Annotated in this window: 13 protein-coding genes; 3 read left to right on the top strand and 10 right to left on the bottom strand. The window is 47.5% G+C overall.

Going from position 1 to position 18476, the window contains the following annotated elements; all coding sequences use genetic code 11:
* Positions 1-92 precede the first annotated feature (92 nt).
* From NEE14_RS12320 to dut, 10 genes are all read right to left on the bottom strand, one after another.
* A complete protein-coding gene (locus tag NEE14_RS12320) occupies positions 93-749 on the bottom strand; it encodes a hypothetical protein (RefSeq protein WP_251968436.1) in 657 nt (218 codons plus the stop codon).
* Positions 746-2062 (bottom strand): AAA family ATPase, encoded by a 1317-nt coding sequence (locus tag NEE14_RS12315; RefSeq protein ID WP_251968435.1) that lies wholly within the window; start codon positions 2060-2062, stop codon positions 746-748. The genes NEE14_RS12320 and NEE14_RS12315 overlap by 4 nt, the downstream gene beginning before the upstream one ends.
* A gap of 48 nt (positions 2063-2110) precedes the next feature.
* Positions 2111-2863, bottom strand: a complete 753-nt coding sequence (locus NEE14_RS12310) for an endonuclease/exonuclease/phosphatase family protein (RefSeq protein WP_338578735.1) — start codon at positions 2861-2863, stop codon at positions 2111-2113.
* Positions 2864-3431: 568 nt separating this feature from the next.
* On the bottom strand, positions 3432-5348 hold the full coding sequence (locus NEE14_RS12305; RefSeq protein ID WP_251968434.1) for a UDP-N-acetylglucosamine 4,6-dehydratase family protein: 1917 nt from the start codon (positions 5346-5348) through the stop codon (positions 3432-3434).
* A gap of 340 nt (positions 5349-5688) precedes the next feature.
* Positions 5689-6270 (bottom strand): TIGR00730 family Rossman fold protein, encoded by a 582-nt coding sequence (locus NEE14_RS12300; RefSeq protein ID WP_251968433.1) that lies wholly within the window; start codon positions 6268-6270, stop codon positions 5689-5691.
* Positions 6271-6938: 668 nt separating this feature from the next.
* On the bottom strand, positions 6939-7469 hold the full coding sequence (locus tag NEE14_RS12295) for a hypothetical protein (RefSeq protein ID WP_251968432.1): 531 nt from the start codon (positions 7467-7469) through the stop codon (positions 6939-6941).
* 458 nt (positions 7470-7927) lie between these two features.
* Positions 7928-9205 carry a murein hydrolase activator EnvC family protein gene (locus NEE14_RS12290; RefSeq protein WP_251968431.1) on the bottom strand — a complete coding sequence of 426 codons (1278 nt, stop codon included), beginning with the start codon at positions 9203-9205 and terminating at the stop codon, positions 7928-7930.
* Positions 9206-9232: 27 nt separating this feature from the next.
* The gene (locus tag NEE14_RS12285) at positions 9233-10039 is read right to left on the bottom strand and encodes a DUF4292 domain-containing protein (RefSeq protein ID WP_251968430.1); all 807 of its coding nucleotides are present in this window, start codon (positions 10037-10039) and stop codon (positions 9233-9235) included.
* Positions 10040-10074: 35 nt separating this feature from the next.
* Complete coding sequence (locus tag NEE14_RS12280; protein WP_251968429.1) at positions 10075-11826, bottom strand: tetratricopeptide repeat protein; 1752 nt, start codon at positions 11824-11826, stop codon at positions 10075-10077.
* A 101-nt stretch (positions 11827-11927) separates the two neighbouring features.
* Entirely contained in the window at positions 11928-12362 is a 435-nt protein-coding gene (dut, locus tag NEE14_RS12275; RefSeq protein ID WP_251968428.1) for a dUTP diphosphatase, read from the bottom strand.
* Between the two features lie 235 nt (positions 12363-12597).
* Here dut and NEE14_RS12270 point away from each other — a divergent pair, with 235 nt between their 5' ends.
* From NEE14_RS12270 to NEE14_RS12260, 3 genes are all read left to right on the top strand, one after another.
* Entirely contained in the window at positions 12598-15276 is a 2679-nt protein-coding gene (locus tag NEE14_RS12270; protein WP_251968427.1) for a TonB-dependent receptor, read from the top strand.
* Between the two features lie 54 nt (positions 15277-15330).
* Positions 15331-16635, top strand: a complete 1305-nt coding sequence (locus NEE14_RS12265; RefSeq protein ID WP_251968426.1) for a hypothetical protein — start codon at positions 15331-15333, stop codon at positions 16633-16635.
* A 183-nt stretch (positions 16636-16818) separates the two neighbouring features.
* On the top strand, positions 16819-18474 hold the full coding sequence (locus NEE14_RS12260) for an IS1182 family transposase (protein WP_338578734.1): 1656 nt from the start codon (positions 16819-16821) through the stop codon (positions 18472-18474).
* The last annotated feature ends 2 nt before the right edge of the window (positions 18475-18476 follow it).

Raw genomic sequence — 18476 nt, 5'->3', positions numbered from 1 at the left:
CCACCATCTTATGATCGCTGTAGGGGGTATCGGGGGAATCATACGAGAGACCTTTCAGTTCGTCGGAATAGAAGTATATTGATATGGATATTTTATTCTTTTGCAAATAAATCGGCCAACTGAACCGTATATTCGGAAGTCTGGTTTTGTACTGGAATATAGTGAATGTCTATTCCCCGCATACATAACGGATCATAATAGCCCAGACATTTTTCCTTTGGCATCTGATAGAAAGCGTCTCTATTCAGCTGGTAGCAGAACCGAATAGCTCCTTGATCATTTTCCATTTCCTTACTCATGAACGAAAGCATTTCGTCTGTTGGAGAAAATGAAGCAATGATACCCCGTATCACCAATTCTTCTTGTTTATAGACTTGCAAAAGACTTAACAATGCGTGTAGCTTTAAATAAGAACCGATAATCTGATCTTTAGCACTTGCTATTTCTGAAACGGTAAACTTACTTTTCAATTCGCATAGAAACAAATAGGTTTTACCTTCCTTTTCTGTCAGAAAGATACCATCACAGTCTCTTCTCAAGAGCTTTTTTTGAGTTACCTTTTCATACAAGCTATTTGCCGCTTTAATAATTTGATTGGAAATTTCAAAACCGTCTACGCCTTGGATATTTAAACGATCGAATGTAACATGCGCTTTTGATTGATTCTCTTTTTCCTCAATACAAATGGATGTCACTTCCGAAACATATGGCGGATACAGTTTTTTAAAATTTTCAATCAACTGTTTCATTCTAATTCGTTTAACTTGTCATACACGAAAGAACTTGCCGTTACCTCGTTTTTTAAAACTTTTGAAAAGGTATCAAACGGAATGCCTTCCTCGGCAGATTGAGGAAGAATCTTCACAACTGTATCCTGTCGCTGGAAATAGTAGGCACCAACCTTTTCCGCCGGAATGGTTATATCCGGATTCAATTTGTGCTGCTGACAGAAATCAGTATATGCCTCTTCCGACATTTTCTTTTTCAGCAGATGCAACCGGATCAGGTCATTGATTCTGCGAAGAAAATAATCGCTATGGGTTGTTACCTGCAATCGTCCTCCTTCATTCAAAATATACGCCAGTAAATCGGCTACCTGAATTTGCATTTCCGGATGAAGATGAGACTCTGGTTCTTCAAACAAGATGGCATAGTCGGCAACAATTTCCTTTTGTAACATCAAGGCGAAAGGAGTCAACTCTTTTACAGAGGAAGCTGCCGCCATAATAGGAATAGGAGCTTCCATTCCAAGCTGTTCATAAAACAAATCGTTCTCACGGATTTGGATATTTCCTTGCAGCATTTTTTCACTCAGTTCCTTGTATTGCTGTCTGGTGTCTGCATTGTCTATTTTCTTTGCTTTCAGATCAGAGAAATCCGAAAGAAATTCTTCATACATTCCCATTGAAGCCATCACTCCCCAGCGGGTGGTATCAGATAAACCCACTAAAGCCCCTCGGGAAGGAGGAAGCAAAAAGGTCTTCGATTGCTTAATTCCAAAAATCGTTTTCATTGATATTTGGAATAACAGGTAAAGTGGTATAGCTCCCCATTTTTCGGAACGATGCGGAACACGTACCGAATGTCCATTGTTCAACTGGATTAAGTCGAAATAATCCATCACATCACCCGACAAGTTCAATACTTCCTTTTTGAACGTATATTTATAATGGTCAGGGACTCCTTTAAAGCGGATGGATATGTGGGCTTTCAGATCAGGATTTCCCAGCATTTGACCTAAATAAGAAACTGCTGCTTTACTACACCAAGCTTCTAATTGCCCCAGGGAGAACTCATATAATACTCCTGCCTCGTCGTCCGGATGTTCAGCCATTAATTGGTTATATGATACACCCAACTCCTTAAAGAAATCGGAAAGAGCCGTATTACAAAGCAGACAATAGATATAGTGTACCAATAATGCCGTATAACTCTTACCAGTTCCCGATTCACCCGAGAAGAACATAAAAGGCTTTAAAACTATCTGTGAATCACGAATAGGCCCTAATTGTTCTATATGTATTTCTATCGTTCCCGAATCCATGTTTTTTTTATTTTCCACAAAGATAGAATTATTTGATAGAAAATCTCCGCAAGTTGAAGAAAACCTTTATTTCTGTTCTATACAACCCCGCCATACCACCATCTTATGATCGCTGTAGGGGGTATCGGGGGAATCATACGACAGACCTTTCAGTTCGTCGGAATAGAAGATATAATCGATCCGCCAGATACGTTTGAGCTGACGGAAGGTGTATTGATAGCCCCGGCCGGCATCGCGGAATCCATCGGTCAGCGCGCCTTTCATCCGGTGATAGGCATAGGAGGCAGGGGTATCGTTGAAGTCGCCACATACCACAACGGGGTAGGGGGAACGACGAATCTCTTCAGCAATATAGTCGGCCTGCGCCGCCCGCTTCCGGAAGTTCTCTTTCATCCGCAGGATCAGTTTGACACCGGCTTTCAGGCGGAACATCCAGGGCTTGGAAGCAGCCTGTATCTGTCCGCGGTACTGGTTCACACTGGTTGTCTCCAGGTGGTTGCAGAAGAGGCGGATGGTATCGGTAGGCATACAGACATCGGCGATCATCGCCAGATTGACGGAGTTCTTGAAATAGAGAGTCCGTATATGCTGCAGGGGATACCGGCTGCCAATCATCATCGGCAGGTGGTCGGTACGTCCGCTAACACAGTGATGGGGGACGTAGCTGAATGCTTTCCGAACGGTGTCAGCCTGGTAGTAGGCTCCATCGGGGGCCTCCTGCATACAGATAATATCGGGTTGCAACTGGCGGATATAAGCCGCCGCCTCCCGCATCGTCTGCTGTCTGTCCCAAAAGAAATGGGAGGTGTTGTAAGTCACCACCGTCAAGGGCTGAGCGCCTTCGGGCAGGGTATTCCTTCCGGGGAAGGAGGGCTGCCAGACAGCCAGCAGGTAGTCGGTATGCAGCAGGATTGCCAACAGGGGCAACCACACTTTCCGACGGTGACGGGTAAAGAGTTGTACAATCATCTGCAGAGCATTGAGTGCCAGTATTCCCCAGATTCCCAACGTCAGGAAGGAGAGCCAGATCAGTATGCCGTTAGCATAGTGGCCGCCGAGCCAAGCGAGTAGGGAGAGGAAGGGGAAAAAATAATACATATCACTTGCTAGTTGACAAGGCTATTTGTTTGAAGTTGACAAGGCTTCAGAGACAAGTTGACTAGGTTTTAGATACTACTAGATAGTAATTGATAGGGAACACACTATAAACTTATTTCCTTGTTAACTTATCTTCAGTTGACTAGGCTTCTGAGACAAGTTGACTAGGTTTTAGATACTATTTGATTGGAAATTGAAACTAAACATACTATGCTGTTCCTTGTTAACTCGTCAACTTGTTAACTTGTCAACTTATAATCCTCATTAACTTGTCAACTTATCCCCCTCGTCAATTGTCCAGCTGTTCGTAGATGGAATTCTTGCTCTTGAATTCGGGTACGATCTGTTTCATCATGCGGACGGTATCCATCTTTTGGACACGGATGGCGAGGTCGGTCAGCTCGTCGATGGCATGATCGACCTGATGATAGTCGTATTCGCGTACCTGAGCACGGTAGATCTGGGAATTGTCGGTCGGAAGGGTGTTTTCCTTCGTTGCCAACAGCTCTTCGTAGAGCTTTTCGCCCGGACGCAGACCGGTGTAGATGATGTCGATATCTTTTCCGACAGTCAGGCCGGAAAGCTCGATCATCCGGCGTGCCAGGTCGGCAATCTTGACCGGACTACCCATATCGAAGACAAAGATCTCGTTGCCCTTGCCCATGAAAGCAGCTTCGAGCACGAGGCGACAGGCTTCGGGGATGGTCATGAAGTAACGGATGATGTCGGGGTGAGTGACCGTCAGCGGGCCACCCTTTGCCAGCTGTTCGCGGAAACGGGGGATGACCGAACCGTTACTGCCCAATACATTGCCGAAGCGGGTAGTGATGAAACGGGTCTTGCCCGGCATCTCGCCCTTACTGATGGCGATACTCAGGCTCTGCACGTAAATCTCCGCCAGGCGCTTGGAGGCTCCCATCACGTTGGTGGGGTTCACGGCCTTGTCGGTCGATATCATGATGAATTTCTCGACATCATATTTCACTGCCATATTGGCTACCAGACGGGTACCAAAGACATTGGTATGCACCGCCTCGCAGGGGTTCTCTTCCATCAGGGGCACATGCTTGTAGGCAGCCGCATGGAAGACATACTGCGGACGGAAGCGGTCGAAGACACTCTCTACACGGTGAATCATACGGATATCACCCATGACCGGCTCGAAATGTACCTGAGGGAATTTGTCTTCCAGCTCGAGGCGAATGTTGTGCATCGGGGTCTCGGCACTGTCGAAGAGGATGAGTTCCTTCAGTCCGAAGGTACAGAGCTGACGGCAGAGTTCGCTACCGATGGAACCGGCGGCACCCGTTACCATCACTACTTTCCCTTTGAGGGAATCGCGTATCTCGTCGAGGTTGATCTTAATCTCGTCACGCCCTAAAAGGTCTTCGATGCGGATTTCCGGCAGGGCCTTCAGGCGATTCTTTTCCTTGCCCAATACATCCACGGGCGGAAGTACCAGCATCTTCACCCGGCGGTGCGAACAATAGCGCACCAGGCGGTCTTTCTCCTGCTGGGCAGCCTTCTGGCTCGGGAAAACTAACGTATTAAAAGGAATATTGTTGAAGAGACGCTGGAAGTCTTCTTCAGAATTTACGGAATAGACGGTCAGGCCGTTCAGGCGGTAACGGGCCGACTGACCGATCTGGATAAAGCCCCGGATCTTGTATTTGCTCTGCTCTTGCATCAGGGAAGCAAGGCTGGTATCTTCAGACTGTGGATCGTAATAAATCAATACTTTATCGCTCTGGGGATTCATGTTATAAACCAGGTAGCGATAGGTGATAATCATCAATGCCCGGGAAAAGGAGAGGAGGAAGAAGGTGGCTCCAAAATCAAAGATTCCTCCTAAAAGGATGATGTCGGCGGGGAAGAAATGCCAGACACCCAGGAAAAGACATAATAGTACAGATTTCAGGAAAGAGGCTACGCCCAAACGCCCCACTTCGGTAAAGGCCGAGTGACGGATGATGTTCTTGTACGTCTTCAGCAGGGCAAAGCTGATGCCCGCCGCTACAATAGAAGCTACCGAAAGCGTGCACAGTACTTGAGGCGTCACTGCCAGGCTTTCATAAACGAACTTAATCAACAGGAGGGTGAGTAAGCTCGCGACCCACGATAAAAATAAATCCAAGCAAAATATAACCCAACGGTTTACATATTTCAGCTGGCGTAAACGAAATAGATTGACCAAAAATTGATTCATTACGATAAACGTTTTTTAGTATATGAATGATTTTTTCTCCGTTGTTTGTACGCATTATATCGTTACAAACTTATTCGCATTTTATTTACTCAACCCATTAAGAAAGAGCAAATTAACGATCAGTTTTAGCTGACGTCTTTCCACACCAAGGTTCGTCAGTCCCATCCAGGCGGGGCGACGAACAATCTTGTTTCATCCTCTTTCGTTCGCATACGTATCGCACGTATGGAATCAAAAATACCAGCTGTGCCGACGACTGTTAAACACGTCAGTTTCCTGAAATGTTTACCATCCCAGCCCGCTGTCTGTCCTTTTTCACTACTTCTTGACGTATGTCAACTCAATACTTGGCCACCTGACGAATGTTCTTGTCATACACCGGAAGGGTCTGCACCAAGTGAACAGCCTCATCGGGCGTATGGGCCACGGCCCACAGATCTGCATGCAACGGACGCATGAATCGTCCTTCGACAGCCTTCTCAAACATGAGCAGCAGCGGATCGTAATATCCGTTCGTATTCAGAATGACAATAGGATTGAGATAGAGGCCCAATTGCTTCCACGTGATAATCTCGAGCAGTTCTTCGAGGGTTCCATATCCGCCCGGCAAGGCAATGACGGCATCCGAGAGACGCGCCATGGTCTGCTTCCGCTCGTGCATATCGTTGACAACGATCGTTTCTGTTAATCCGGGATGATTCCAACCCTGTTCCACCATGAAGCGCGGGATTACACCCGTTACTTCACCCCCGGCATCGAGGGCGGCATCAGAGACAGCTCCCATCAGGCCGATATTGCCTGCTCCATTGACGATCCGGATATGTGCCTCCGCCAATTGTCTCCCCAAGAGGCGGGCGTGGTCGAAATAGACTGGATCGATCTGGGTGCTGGATGCACAGTAGATACAGATAGTTTTGATCATACCCTTAATCTTTATATCCTTATATCTCTTTCTTATACGGGACAAAGGTAGTAATATATTTTGAGAACCGCTAAAAGAACCTTTTGAACTTCTATATATTTTTATTTTTTAACATTGGAAGGAATAATATCATTTGTTTTCCCCTGTGGCGTTTGGGATGAGGCTTCTTAAATGGAAAATTGAGAATTGAAAATTGAAAATTAATAATGGGGGGGTGACTGTAGAGGCGTAGCGTTGCTGCGCCTCAAAACGGCATTTCACGATTGAATGGCAACCAATCATATAACGGATATATTTATTGTATTTTCCCGTCGTTTTTCCCTGTGACGTTTGGGATGAGGCTTCTTAAATGGAAAATTGAGAATTGAAAATTGAAAATTAATAATGGGGGGTGACTGTAGAGGCGTAGCGTTGCTGCGCCTCAGAACGGCATTTTACGATTGAATGGCAACCAATCATATAACGGATAATTTATTATGTTTTTCGCCGTTTTTTTCCTGTGGCGTTTGGGATGAGGCTTCTTAAATGGAAAATTGATGAAGTTTTCAATTCTCAATTGATGAAGTCCGTGTGCCGATACAACTTGAGGAAAGAAAAAAGCCAATCTATTCACACATAACCCCCATGTGAATAGATTGGCTATTTATATTCTTTCTGATTCTATCAGATTATTTTCCCGGTGTGTAAGAGAATTTTAACAGAGTAAATTCTTGCTGAGTATAAGCCTCCATAGCTGCTCCTCCTACATTTAAAGTACCACTTTCTTCAGTTAAAGACGAACTAAAATTACTATCTACTGAACCATCCTTCAGAATTCCGGTAACTCTGGCATGTGATTCTTTTCCAAACAAATATGTAGAATCCGCATCAAAAGCAGGGACTTCTGCTTTTGGCTTGGCAATTACGTTACAATAATAATTGGTTTCTCCTGTATAAGGAATCGTTATGCTACAATCCCAATCTTCAGTTAAAATCATTGTTTTCTCTTCTGCTCCAGTATTATAGCTTAATTCAATGTCGAAATACTTAAACCAATTTTCAGTAAGATCAATTGAATAATCTATCTTCACATTTTCAAGCTTGTTTGTATCTTCCTCGATAGTAGCATCATCATCTTCACTACAAGATGCAAACGAAATACAACCAGCCAACATGGCCAAACACAAAACCGCTGTTTTGAATAAAAATTTAGCGTTCATAGTCAGATAATCATTTAATTATTAATATAACCGATAATTGAGGCGCAAAGGTACATAATTTTTGTTATTCAGGGAATATGGGGGATTCAAAAATTCATTCTCGTTCTTTTGCCTTGATGTAAAAGAAACAAAGAAGCTATTCCGCCCTTTCAGGGCTTGAGGAAACGCGGAAATGATTCTCCCAGGGCGTTGCCCCGGGCTATAACCTGTCAGGCCTTCAGCCTGGATCTTGCTATACATGGTATGCGTAAACCCCTCACCCCTGCGGGGAGCTCCCCTACAACAGGGGAGCTTTTTAAAGCTACCTCTGTGAAGTGTTTTCCCGTCGTTTTTTCCTGTGACGTTTGGGATGAGGCGCAGCAGCGCTACGCCTCTACTGTCATTTTCAAAAATGAAAAATTTCCGTGAAATCCGTGAATTCCGTGCCTAATTAATTGTCAATTATCAATTGTCAATTATCAATTGCCCAGCCATGGCTCCGGATCCTGTTTGGACTTTTCCTTCCAGAGCTGGAAATGGAGAACGGTGGTGTTGTCGGACGGATCGAGGAAGATCTTTCCGATCTTCTGACGGGTAGAGACCTTATCGCCGGCTTTGACATAGACCTGGCTCAGGTTACTGTAGACCGTGAGGTAATTACCGTGACGGATGATGATGGAGTTGTTGAACCCGGGGATGGTGAATACACGGGTAACCACACCGTTGAAGACGGCACGGGCTTCGGCTCCCGTAGAAGCCAGGATATCGATTCCATTATTATTGGTACGTACATGCTCGAGGGCGGCATGCTGATGCTCACCGAAGGGAGCGATGATACGATGTGAACTGCCTGTCACGGGGTAGGGCAGACGGCCCCGGTTCTCGGAGAAATAGTTGGAGAGGGCCTTCTCTTCCTTCGTCATGGCATATCCACCTTTCACGTCGGCCTTCCGTTCTTCCAGCGGAGTAGTGGTATCGCCTTTCTTGTTCTTCCGGGCAGCCGCCTCACGGGCCTTCCGTTCACGCTCAGCCTGGGCGATCTCTTCGGCGATCTGCTTTTCGATCATCCGGTTCAGCTGGTCGGCCTGTTTCTGTTTCTCGCGGAGCTGGGCCTGGAGCTGCGATTTCTTCTTGCCCAACTGGGCGATCTCATCTTTCTGGCTCTGTTCTTCGACCTCCAGCTTCTGCTGTTCCTCCTCACGGCTTGCCAGGAGGCGGGTCTTCTCTTCGCGCGTCTTCTTCAGCTCCAGCTGCTGGCGGTTGATCTCCGACTGACGGGTGATGATGTCGGTAGCCTGCCGTTTCTGCCACTGGGCATATTCACGCAGGTAACGCATCCGGCGGAGCGACTGTCCGAAGCTCTCGGCCGAAAGGATGAAGAGGAGCTTGTCCTGAGAGGCATGACGGCGGTACATGCTGCGTACCGACTTGCCGTAGCTCTCCTTCTTCTGCTGCAACTGGGTTTCGAGGACACGGATCTGTTTCCCCATGTCGATGATCTGGATGTTGATGACTTCCATCTCCTGGTTCAGCAGGCTGATGACTTTCTTACGCGAGAGGATCTGCTGGGAAATCAGCTTCAGGCGGCGGGTTACGTCTTTCTCCGTCGCTTGTGTCTGTTTCAGGAGCTCTCCGGTCTTACGGATCTCCTCCAGCGTCTCTTTCCGCTGTTTCTCCAGTTCACGCACCCGGGCCGACTGCTGGGCCCATACCGAACCGGCGAATACCAGAAATATCAATAGATGAATCAGTCTCATGTCAGTCTCAACGGCCCATCCGGCCTTCTATTTTCCTCCAATCATTTTTATTATGTCTGCAAAGGTAATGCGTTTATATTTTGCAGGAACCGAAAAATCCATATTTAACGGCTTATCCCACTGGAGACGGGAGAAACGGATATCCATCCCGCCCTTCCGGATACCTTCATCCCGGAACGACACCTGCATCTGCAGGGGGAAAAGCCAGGCAACCGACGGCTGGGCCTCCAGACTGAGGTATTTCCAGAGCAGGGAATACCGGCCGTTGCCTTCTGTGATGAGGGTAGAAAGCAGCTGTTCGCTGCTGTTTGCCTCGAAGCAGTAACGCAGGTCCATCCGGTCACGCGCATGCAGGCGGGTGATCGCTCCTTCCCGGTCGAGGCGGAACTGGTCGTAATGCACGCCTTCCACCTCCTGCTCACCCGGCAGGAAAAGCTGATGCACAAAGAGGGCCTGGAGGTTATAGAAGTTGAAGTCGATGGGCCATTCTTCCTTCAGGGCCGTGTACCCTTCGGCTACATAGCGTTTGTTCATCCGGTCCATGACCTTCACACTGTCGGGGGTCAGCTCCATCCGGAAGACTTCAATCCCCAGGAAGGGCTGAACAGACAACTGCAGGGCACTGTCTTTGACCAGCTTCAGTTCCACCCGCGAGCCCATCGTTTTATCCCCTGTCTGGAGATCGACGCTCAGACGGGCCGAGAACGTGCGGAAAGCGGGTTCCTGCTCCTGCATCGACGCCACAAATTCTTTCAGTTCCTTGGTGTTGACTTTCTCTTTTCCACCCGGTACCTTCGCCGACTTACACCCGTAGAACCCCAGGAGGGTGACCACCAGGAGGCAGCTCACGACGATTCCGTTTATTCTTCTCATCGGCTTTCTGTATCTTCAATATAAATACCCTTGGCGATCTTCTGTTTGAGGACATCGGTGTCCTTGCCCATCTCTTTCGCCTTCTTCCACTGCTCGAGGGCCTTGTCTTTTTCACCGCTCATATACAGGATATCCCCGTAATGGTCTACCAGCTCGGCGCTGTTGGTCGTATCCTTCGACAGGGCGTTCTCGATATAAATCTTGGCCAACGTATAATTGCCCTGGACAAAGAACACCCAGGCATAGGTATCGAGGTAGGTGGCATTGTCGGGCTCGAGCTTGATACACTGGGCCGCCATGCGCTCCGCCTTCTTCAGGTCTTTCTTGTCGAGGGTCAGGAAATAACTGTAGTTGTTCAGGACCGGGGCATTGTTCTCGTTGTATTTCAACGCCTCATCATAGGCCTTGTAGGCTTCGTCCATCTTCTTCATCTGGTAATAGAGGTCGCCTATCTGACCGTAGAAATTCGACTTCACCACCCCGTTTTCTTCCGGGATGATCTTCAGTCCGGCATAATAGGTTTCCAGCGATTCCTGGTACTTCTCCTGCATATAATAACCGATTCCCAGATAGAAATAATATTCGGGAGATTCGGGGAATACTTCCTTGCACTTCGTACAGATACGGATGACTTCTGGAATGTCTTCCCGCTTGAGGGCCATGTTGAGCAACTGCTGCCAGGCGGCTTCGTTGGAAGGATCCATCTCGGTCACGAGCTGGAACTGGAACTTGGCCTCGTCTTCCTTCTTCTGGGCCATCAGCAGGCTGCCGTACATCAGCTTCAGCTCCGTATCCTCGGGATGCTGGTCGAGCAAGGTCTGGAAAAGCGAGTTGGCCTTATCGAAATCCTGCTGGGTCTGCTGCAAGCGCTGTATGTAACGGGAGAGGATACCCACCTTGGTCTCTACATCCAGCTTTTCATTGACCAGGGCATCCCGGATTTCCTGTTCGGCAGCTTCCTTATTGCCTGTCTGGTCGTAATAGTTCGCCATCGAGACGATATAGCGGGGATCATCCGGATCGATCTCATGGGCTTTCTGATAGCAGGCAAGGGCTTTATCCGCCTCGTTGTTCTCTAAATGCAGGTCACCCATCAGCAGGCGGTAACGGGCATTCATCGGATATTTGTCGGCCAGCTTCTCTATCTCTTCAAACGCCTTGTCAGGCTGTTTCAAGGTCTGGTACAGCTTGAATTTCTGCAACGAGAGGCCCTCGTTCATCCCCATGGTCGACTCGAGGGCGTTGTAGGCATCGATGGCCTGACCGATTTCTCCTTCCTGGGTCAGCGCATCGGCCAGGTAATAGTTCAGCTCGGTCTTATCGGGATACTGCTTGATCAGTTCTTCATACGAGGCAGAGGCTTCGCCATACATGCCTAAATTCCGGTATAAGCCCGCCAATGTCATCCGGTAGGTGAAGTTGTCAGCGCTATGCGCCACCGCGCTCTTGAGCATCTCTACCGCCTTCTCCGGGCGATTCCGCTGGAGCTGGAACATGGCCAGTTCATACAGGACCGGCGAGGATGCCGTATCCAGCGAGAGACAGTAGGAGAAGAGATCGAAGGCCGCGTCGTACTTACCGGCATTCTTCAGGTTGGCTGCTTCGTAATAGAAATAATCAAACTTACGCTGCTGCTCCGGGGTGAGCTGGTTCAGCGGGGCTGAAACAGGCTTCTTCACATCGGTAGCCAACAGGCCGACGGGCAACAGGAGCGACAACAAGATTATATAAGATAATTGTCTAAACATAATACCTATATATGAAGAGACGTAGCGTGCCGCGTCTCTACAGCGCGCCGTGTCTCCAAAATTTTCAATTCTCAATTTTCAACTTTCGATTGACGAAGTTCTCAGTTTTTCCCCGTGTGACCGAATCCGCCGGCTCCCCGTTCGGTATCGTCGAGGACTTCGACCGCTTCCCATTCTACCTGCTGGTAGGAGGCAATGACCATCTGACAGATCCGTTCGCCATCGTTGATGACAAAGGGTTCGTTCGACAGATTGACGAGGATGACTCCGATTTCCCCCCGATAGTCGGCATCGATGGTACCCGGCGTATTCAGCAGGGTGATTCCATGTTTGATGGCCAGTCCGCTCCGGGGACGCATCTGGGCCTCATAGCCGTCGGGAAGAGCGATATACAAGCCTGTCGGGATCAGCTTTCTTTCCAGGGGCTTGAGCTCTACCGGCTCTGAGAGGTTGGCACGGATATCCATACCGGCCGACTGCGTAGTGGCATAAGCCGGCAGCGGATGATGCGATTTATTGATAATCTGTACTTTCATTCGATTGCAATTTTATATAGTGTGCAAAAATAGCTTTTTTGAAGGAAAATGAAAACCAACCGAATTAATATTAACAATTAACAATCAACCAGGAGATGTATTAACGAAAATGAAATATCTGAAACAGAAACCACATACGATTGTAAAACGATCATCAACAGATTGACACGAGGAAGAAACAGCCGGGATCTACTTTTGCAGTGTAGAAAATGAAAACGACAATAATTAATTTACGATGCGCAAATTAGCTTCTTTACTACTGACGCTTTCAGCAACAACGGCTTTGGTACAAGCCGAAAACATCAAAGGTACCGTGGTCGACAAGACAACGAAAGAGCCTCTGATTGGGGCTACCATCCAGGTAGCCGGAACGACGATGGGAACCATTACCGACTTCGACGGTAAGTTTGAATTGCCTGAACTGGAAAACAAAGCTTATACATTAATTATATCGTATGTCTCTTATCAGACACAGGAGATCCAGGTAGACGCCACCAAGCCGCAGTCGCTGGAGGTCACGTTAAGCTCGGACGACAAGCAGCTGAATGAAGTGACGGTGGTAGCCCGCAAGAACCTGGAAGGGGAAAAGGCCCTGCTTCTGGAACGAAAGAAAGCCTCGGTAGCTGTCGAGAATATCGGATCGAAGGAAATGTCGGTCAAAGGGATCTCGAACGTGGAAGAAGGCGTTAAAAAGATTACGGGTATATCGATCGCCTCGGCCGGACAGCTGATTGTCCGCGGACTGGGCGACCGCTACAGCACCACGACACTGAACGGACTGCCTATTGCCTCTCCAAACCCCGATAACAAGCTGATCCCACTGGACCTGTTCCCGACTTCGACAGTCAAGAACATCACGGTCAGCAAGGTGTATGAAGCCAATACCTTCGCCGATTATTCGGGAGCCCATATCGATATCAGCACCAAGGAAAGTACCGGAGGGGATTTCTTCAACATCGGTTTCAACATGGGAGGCCAGTTCAATACGCTCCTGCAGGATTTCTACACCATGGACCGGGCACAGTCGCTGTTCAAGAATCCGGGTATCGACTCCCGTTTCATCAACATGGAGAAAACTGACTTTGAGACAGCCGTCAAAAACGAGAATCCGTTTAATACCTCCTTCGATGTCAAGAAAAGAATCAGTCTGCCGAACTTCAGCGGAAACATCGCCGGCGGTAAAGACTGGGAGGTAGGAGGTCAGACCCTGAGCCTGCTGGCTTCTTTCACAGCCAGCAACGGCGAACAGACCACCCGGGATGCCTTCTTCCGTACCCTGGAAGCCGGAGGCAGCACCCTCGACCGCTTCAACTACGACAGCTATGCCCAGGAACTGAAGTTGGGAGCTCTGGCTAATCTCTCATACACCCTGCGTACAGCCGACCATATCGGTTATACCTTCTTCTATTCACGCAATATCGTGGATACTTACATGCGCCGCGAAGGAATCGACTACGAAGATCATAACCTGATCGGCAACAACAATACAACACATATCTACTCGCTGCAGAATCACCAGATCAACGGACACCATGAGTTCGGTAAGCAGTGGGAACTGAACTGGAGCGGTTCGTACAGCAAGACCGGAAGCAACGAACCGGACCGCCGCCAGCTGATGTTTGAGAAGGACGGCGACAAACTGAAGCTGTTCAAGCTGAACCGCCAGGAGACCATGCGCTACTTCGGAGCCCTGAACGAAGAGGAATGGGTAGGGGATATCCGCTCCATCTACCGCTTCGACGAGAAGAACTTCCTCCGCTTCGGAGCTGTCTATAAAGACAAGCAGCGTGATTTCAACTCCACTCGTTTCTATTACAACCTGAGTAAACTCAATCCGGAAATTACGGATACCTATATCACCAGCAATTTCATGGGATATGACAATGTGCAGAACGGTACCATCGTCATCAACCGCGACCAGCAGCCGAAAGACCAGTATGAGGCCGGACATACCATCTATGCCGCCTTTGCTGAAACGGAATATTATCCGATGGACAACTTCCTGCTGAACATCGGTCTGCGCTACGAACGCAGCGAACAGTGGGTTAATTACGCGACCGACGGCGGACAAGCCAAACGGAACGAATTAAACACCAACGACCTCTTCCCGGCCGTAAACATGAAATATACCCTCGATCCGTCGAACAGCCTGCGACTGTCGGTATCCCGTACGGTAACCCGCCCGTCGTTCATCGAAATGGCCCCGTTCCTCTATCAGGAATCATACGGTTCTTCTCAGATACGTGGTAACGCCGATCTGAAAAACGGATATAACTACAACCTGGACTTACGGTACGAGTTCTTTGATTCGAACAATGTGAACAACATGATCGCACTGACCGGATATGGCAAAATCCTGCAAGACCCGATCGAACGGACACAGACCTTGTCAGGTGGAGCAGCCGTACACTCGTTCCAGAATGCCAGCACAGGTGTAGCAGCCGGTCTGGAGGTTGAATTAAGACGGGAACTGACCCGTGACATCCGGGTAGGCGTAAACGGCTCGTTCATGTACACGAACGTAAAATTACCGGAAGACGGAGGCGCGTACACCAATGCGCAGCGTGCCTTGCAGGGAGCTTCTCCTTACCTGGTCAACGCGGATATCAGCTATACACCGACCATCAGAAACGAAAAGCCGCTGACAGCTACCTTGCTGTATAACCTGCAGGGTCCGCGTATCCACGCAGTCGGTATCTCCGGACTGGGAGATGAAAAGCAGCTGCCGGTACACACCTTGGATTTCGTGGCCAGCTACCAGCTGAATAATCATTTCAGCCTGAAACTGGAAGTAACCGATCTGCTCAACCAGGATATCGTATTCAAGCAGGAAACCAAGAACGGAGACAACCTCGAGGTGGAACGCTTCAAACGCGGTACAGGATTTGAAATCGGGTTCAGCTATGCCCTCTAATCCGTGAGTCAACTAAAAAAGAAATTAATAACATATTCAAAAAATAAATCAGGTATGAAAACATCAAATTTGAAATTCTTGTCGATGGCAGCTATTTCTGCTATGATTGCTTTTACATCATGTGACGACGATGATCCTGTTAACAATCCGGATACAGATAATACGGAAAACCCGGATGAAACATCCGGTTATTCATCTGAATTATTCCTGGCAGAAGGAAATCACAATACCATCAACTTCGACTTCAGCGGTACTTTCAGCAACCTGTTTGTAGGTACAATCGATGGTGGTGCTGATATGCCAAGCGTAAACAGCTTCTTCACGGCAGCTGCTTATCAGGGAGCTGTTTCAGCAGACAACAACTGGACAGCCGGCTGGACACTGACAACCGAAGAAGGCGGAGACAACAAGGCAGACCAGGAAGCGGTAGAAACCCTGACAGGTTCATTGTCTGAAGACAAGACACTGGAAGCTAACAAGAAATACCTGTTGAGCGGTGACTATATCGTGGAGACGGGTGCTACCCTGACAATTCCGGAAGGTGTTACCATCGTTGCCCAGGCCGATGATGACAAGGTAGACTATATCCTGGTTCAGCAGGGAGCCAAGATCGTGGCTGAAGGTACTGCTGAGAAGCCGATCGTCATGACAGCTACCAAGAAGGAAGCCGGAGCATGGGGCGGTATCCACATCTGCGGTAAGGCTCATTCAAATGTTGAAGGCGGTACAGGTAAATCTGAAATCGGTGACGCTACTTACGGCGGCAGCGACGACGCTGACAACTCTGGTGTATTAAAATATGTACGTATCGAATACAGCGGATATGCCTTCGATTCTGAACATGAAGCCAACGGATTCACTTTCTACGGAGTAGGTAACGGAACTACCATCGAATACTGCCAGGCTTACAAAGGCTCTGACGACGGTTTCGAATTCTTCGGTGGTAGTGTTAATGTAAAACATGTCGTATCCGTAAGCTGTAGCGATGACTCATTCGACTGGACAGAAGGATGGAACGGTTATGGCCAGTTCATGGTAGCTTATCAGGAAGCAGAAGAGACATTGGGATATGACTGTGACTGCCTGATGGAATGTGACAACAACGGCGATAACTTCGGTGCTACTCCGGTAGCTCATCCGACATTGGCCAACCTGACCCTGATCGGTAACGGTGGAAGCAAACAGGGTATCCGCTTACGTGCCGGTACGCAGGCTTCTATCTACAACGCGCTGATCACAGGCAAGGGCATGTGCTTAACTACTGAGACAGCCGAAACAGAAGATGCATTGGTAGACGGAACATCTGTACTGAACTATATCACCATGGCAACAGACATTACCTGCAATGGTGCCGAATAAAAAGACAGTCTAATACCATACAAGTGAATATACACACAAACTCACAATAAAACTTGTATCATGTAAAAGAAGGTGTGTCAAAAAGCACACCTTCTTTTTTTAGCACAAAGCCCCGACTTTCACAAGCTGGGGCTTTGTTATTACCTAAAGATTTTGTATCTTTAAGCATAAAGATTTATACATATGGCAAAGATACATTTTCGTCCATACACTCCCAACCAAACGGTACTTTTTCCGCAAAGAATCGATGAAGATATTGCAGAAAACGATCCTGTACGCATGGTTGACGCTTTGGTTGAAAGCCTGAATCTTGAAAGTTTCAGGAAGTTATACAAAGAATACGGCCGTAGTCCTTATCATCCCAAGATGATGCTAAAGGTTATCTTGTATGCCTATATGAACAATATATACTCCTGCCGGAAAATAGAAAAGCTTCTTCGTCGTGATATCCATTACATTTGGTTAGCCGGTTATGAGAAACCGGACTTCATTACTATCAACCGTTTCCGTAACCGGGTGAAGAAGGAGATTAACGAAGTGTTTACCCAAACCGTACTTCTGCTTTCATCCAAAGGTTTCATCAGTCTGAATGTGGAATATATTGATGGAACAAAGATTGAGTCCAAGGCCAACAAATATACTTTTGTATGGCGGAAGAGCGTTGAGCGAAACCGTGAACGACTGATGAAGAAAATCAGTGTTTTGTTAAGCCAAATAGATGACGTCATCGTTCAGGAAAAAGCTTCGGAAAACAACGAGGAAATTGAGTTTACACCTTCCATGCTGACAGAAATGGCGGGAGAATTACGCAATGCCCTTGAGCAAACTTCAGAACCATCCACGAAAGAGCAGAAATCTGCACTGAGAAAGAAACGCAGGCAGCTGAAAGAACTGGAAGCACATAGAGATAAGCTTCAGGAATACAATAACCATCTGGACAATCTTCAGGAGCGCAACTCTTATTCCAAGACAGACAAAGAGGCCACTTTTATGAGAATGAAGGAGGATGCCATGCGCAACGGTCAGACAAAGCCCGGATATAATCTTCAGATTGCTACGGAAAATCAATTCATTATCGATTATTCTCTTTTTCCGAATCCGACTGACACCTTGACGATGATCCCCTTCCTGAAGTCCTTTGCCGACAGATACGGCCAGTTGGCTCATACGGTGGTTGCTGATTCCGGTTACGGATCAGAAGAGAATTACCACTTTATGTCGGAAAACGGGATGGAAGCATACGTCAAATACAATTATTTCCACATAGAACAGCGGCCAAGATTTAAACCGAATCCTTTTAAAGCCGAAAACTTTTTCTACAATGAAGAACAGGATTACTGTGTCTGTCCAATGGGACAAAAGATGCAGAGGGTAGGCACCAGGCATGCGAAAACCGAATCCGGATATGTAGTCGAATATGCCAGGTATAGGGCTGTCAGATGCGAAGGATGTCCGTTAAGATGTCTGTGTTTTAAAGCTAAAGGAAACAGGACGATAGAACTGAATCACCGACTCAGGATATACAAACAGAAAGCCCGGGAACTTCTCTGTTCCGAAGAAGGGCTGAAACACAGAGGGCAAAGGTGTATAGAACCGGAAGCTGTATTTGGACAGATAAAATTCAACATGAACTACAAGCGTTTCCGTCATTTTGGAAAGGACAAGGTTCTTATGGACTTTTCCTTCCTGGCCATCGCCTTCAATATAAAAAAGATGTGTACCAAGATGAATAAAGAGGGTATAAATTGGCCAATTAAACACCTTTACGGCCTTATTACCGCTCATTTAAGCTATTGGGAACAGAATAATCGAGATTATCTTCAGAATATCGCTGCCTGAAA

It is taken from the genome of Parabacteroides sp. AD58 (assembly GCF_023744375.2).
Classification (GTDB): Bacteria; Bacteroidota; Bacteroidia; order Bacteroidales; family Tannerellaceae; genus Parabacteroides; species Parabacteroides absconsus.
The sequence above is the reverse complement of the archived record's forward strand: the minus strand, read 5'-3'. Positions and strand labels throughout refer to the sequence as shown.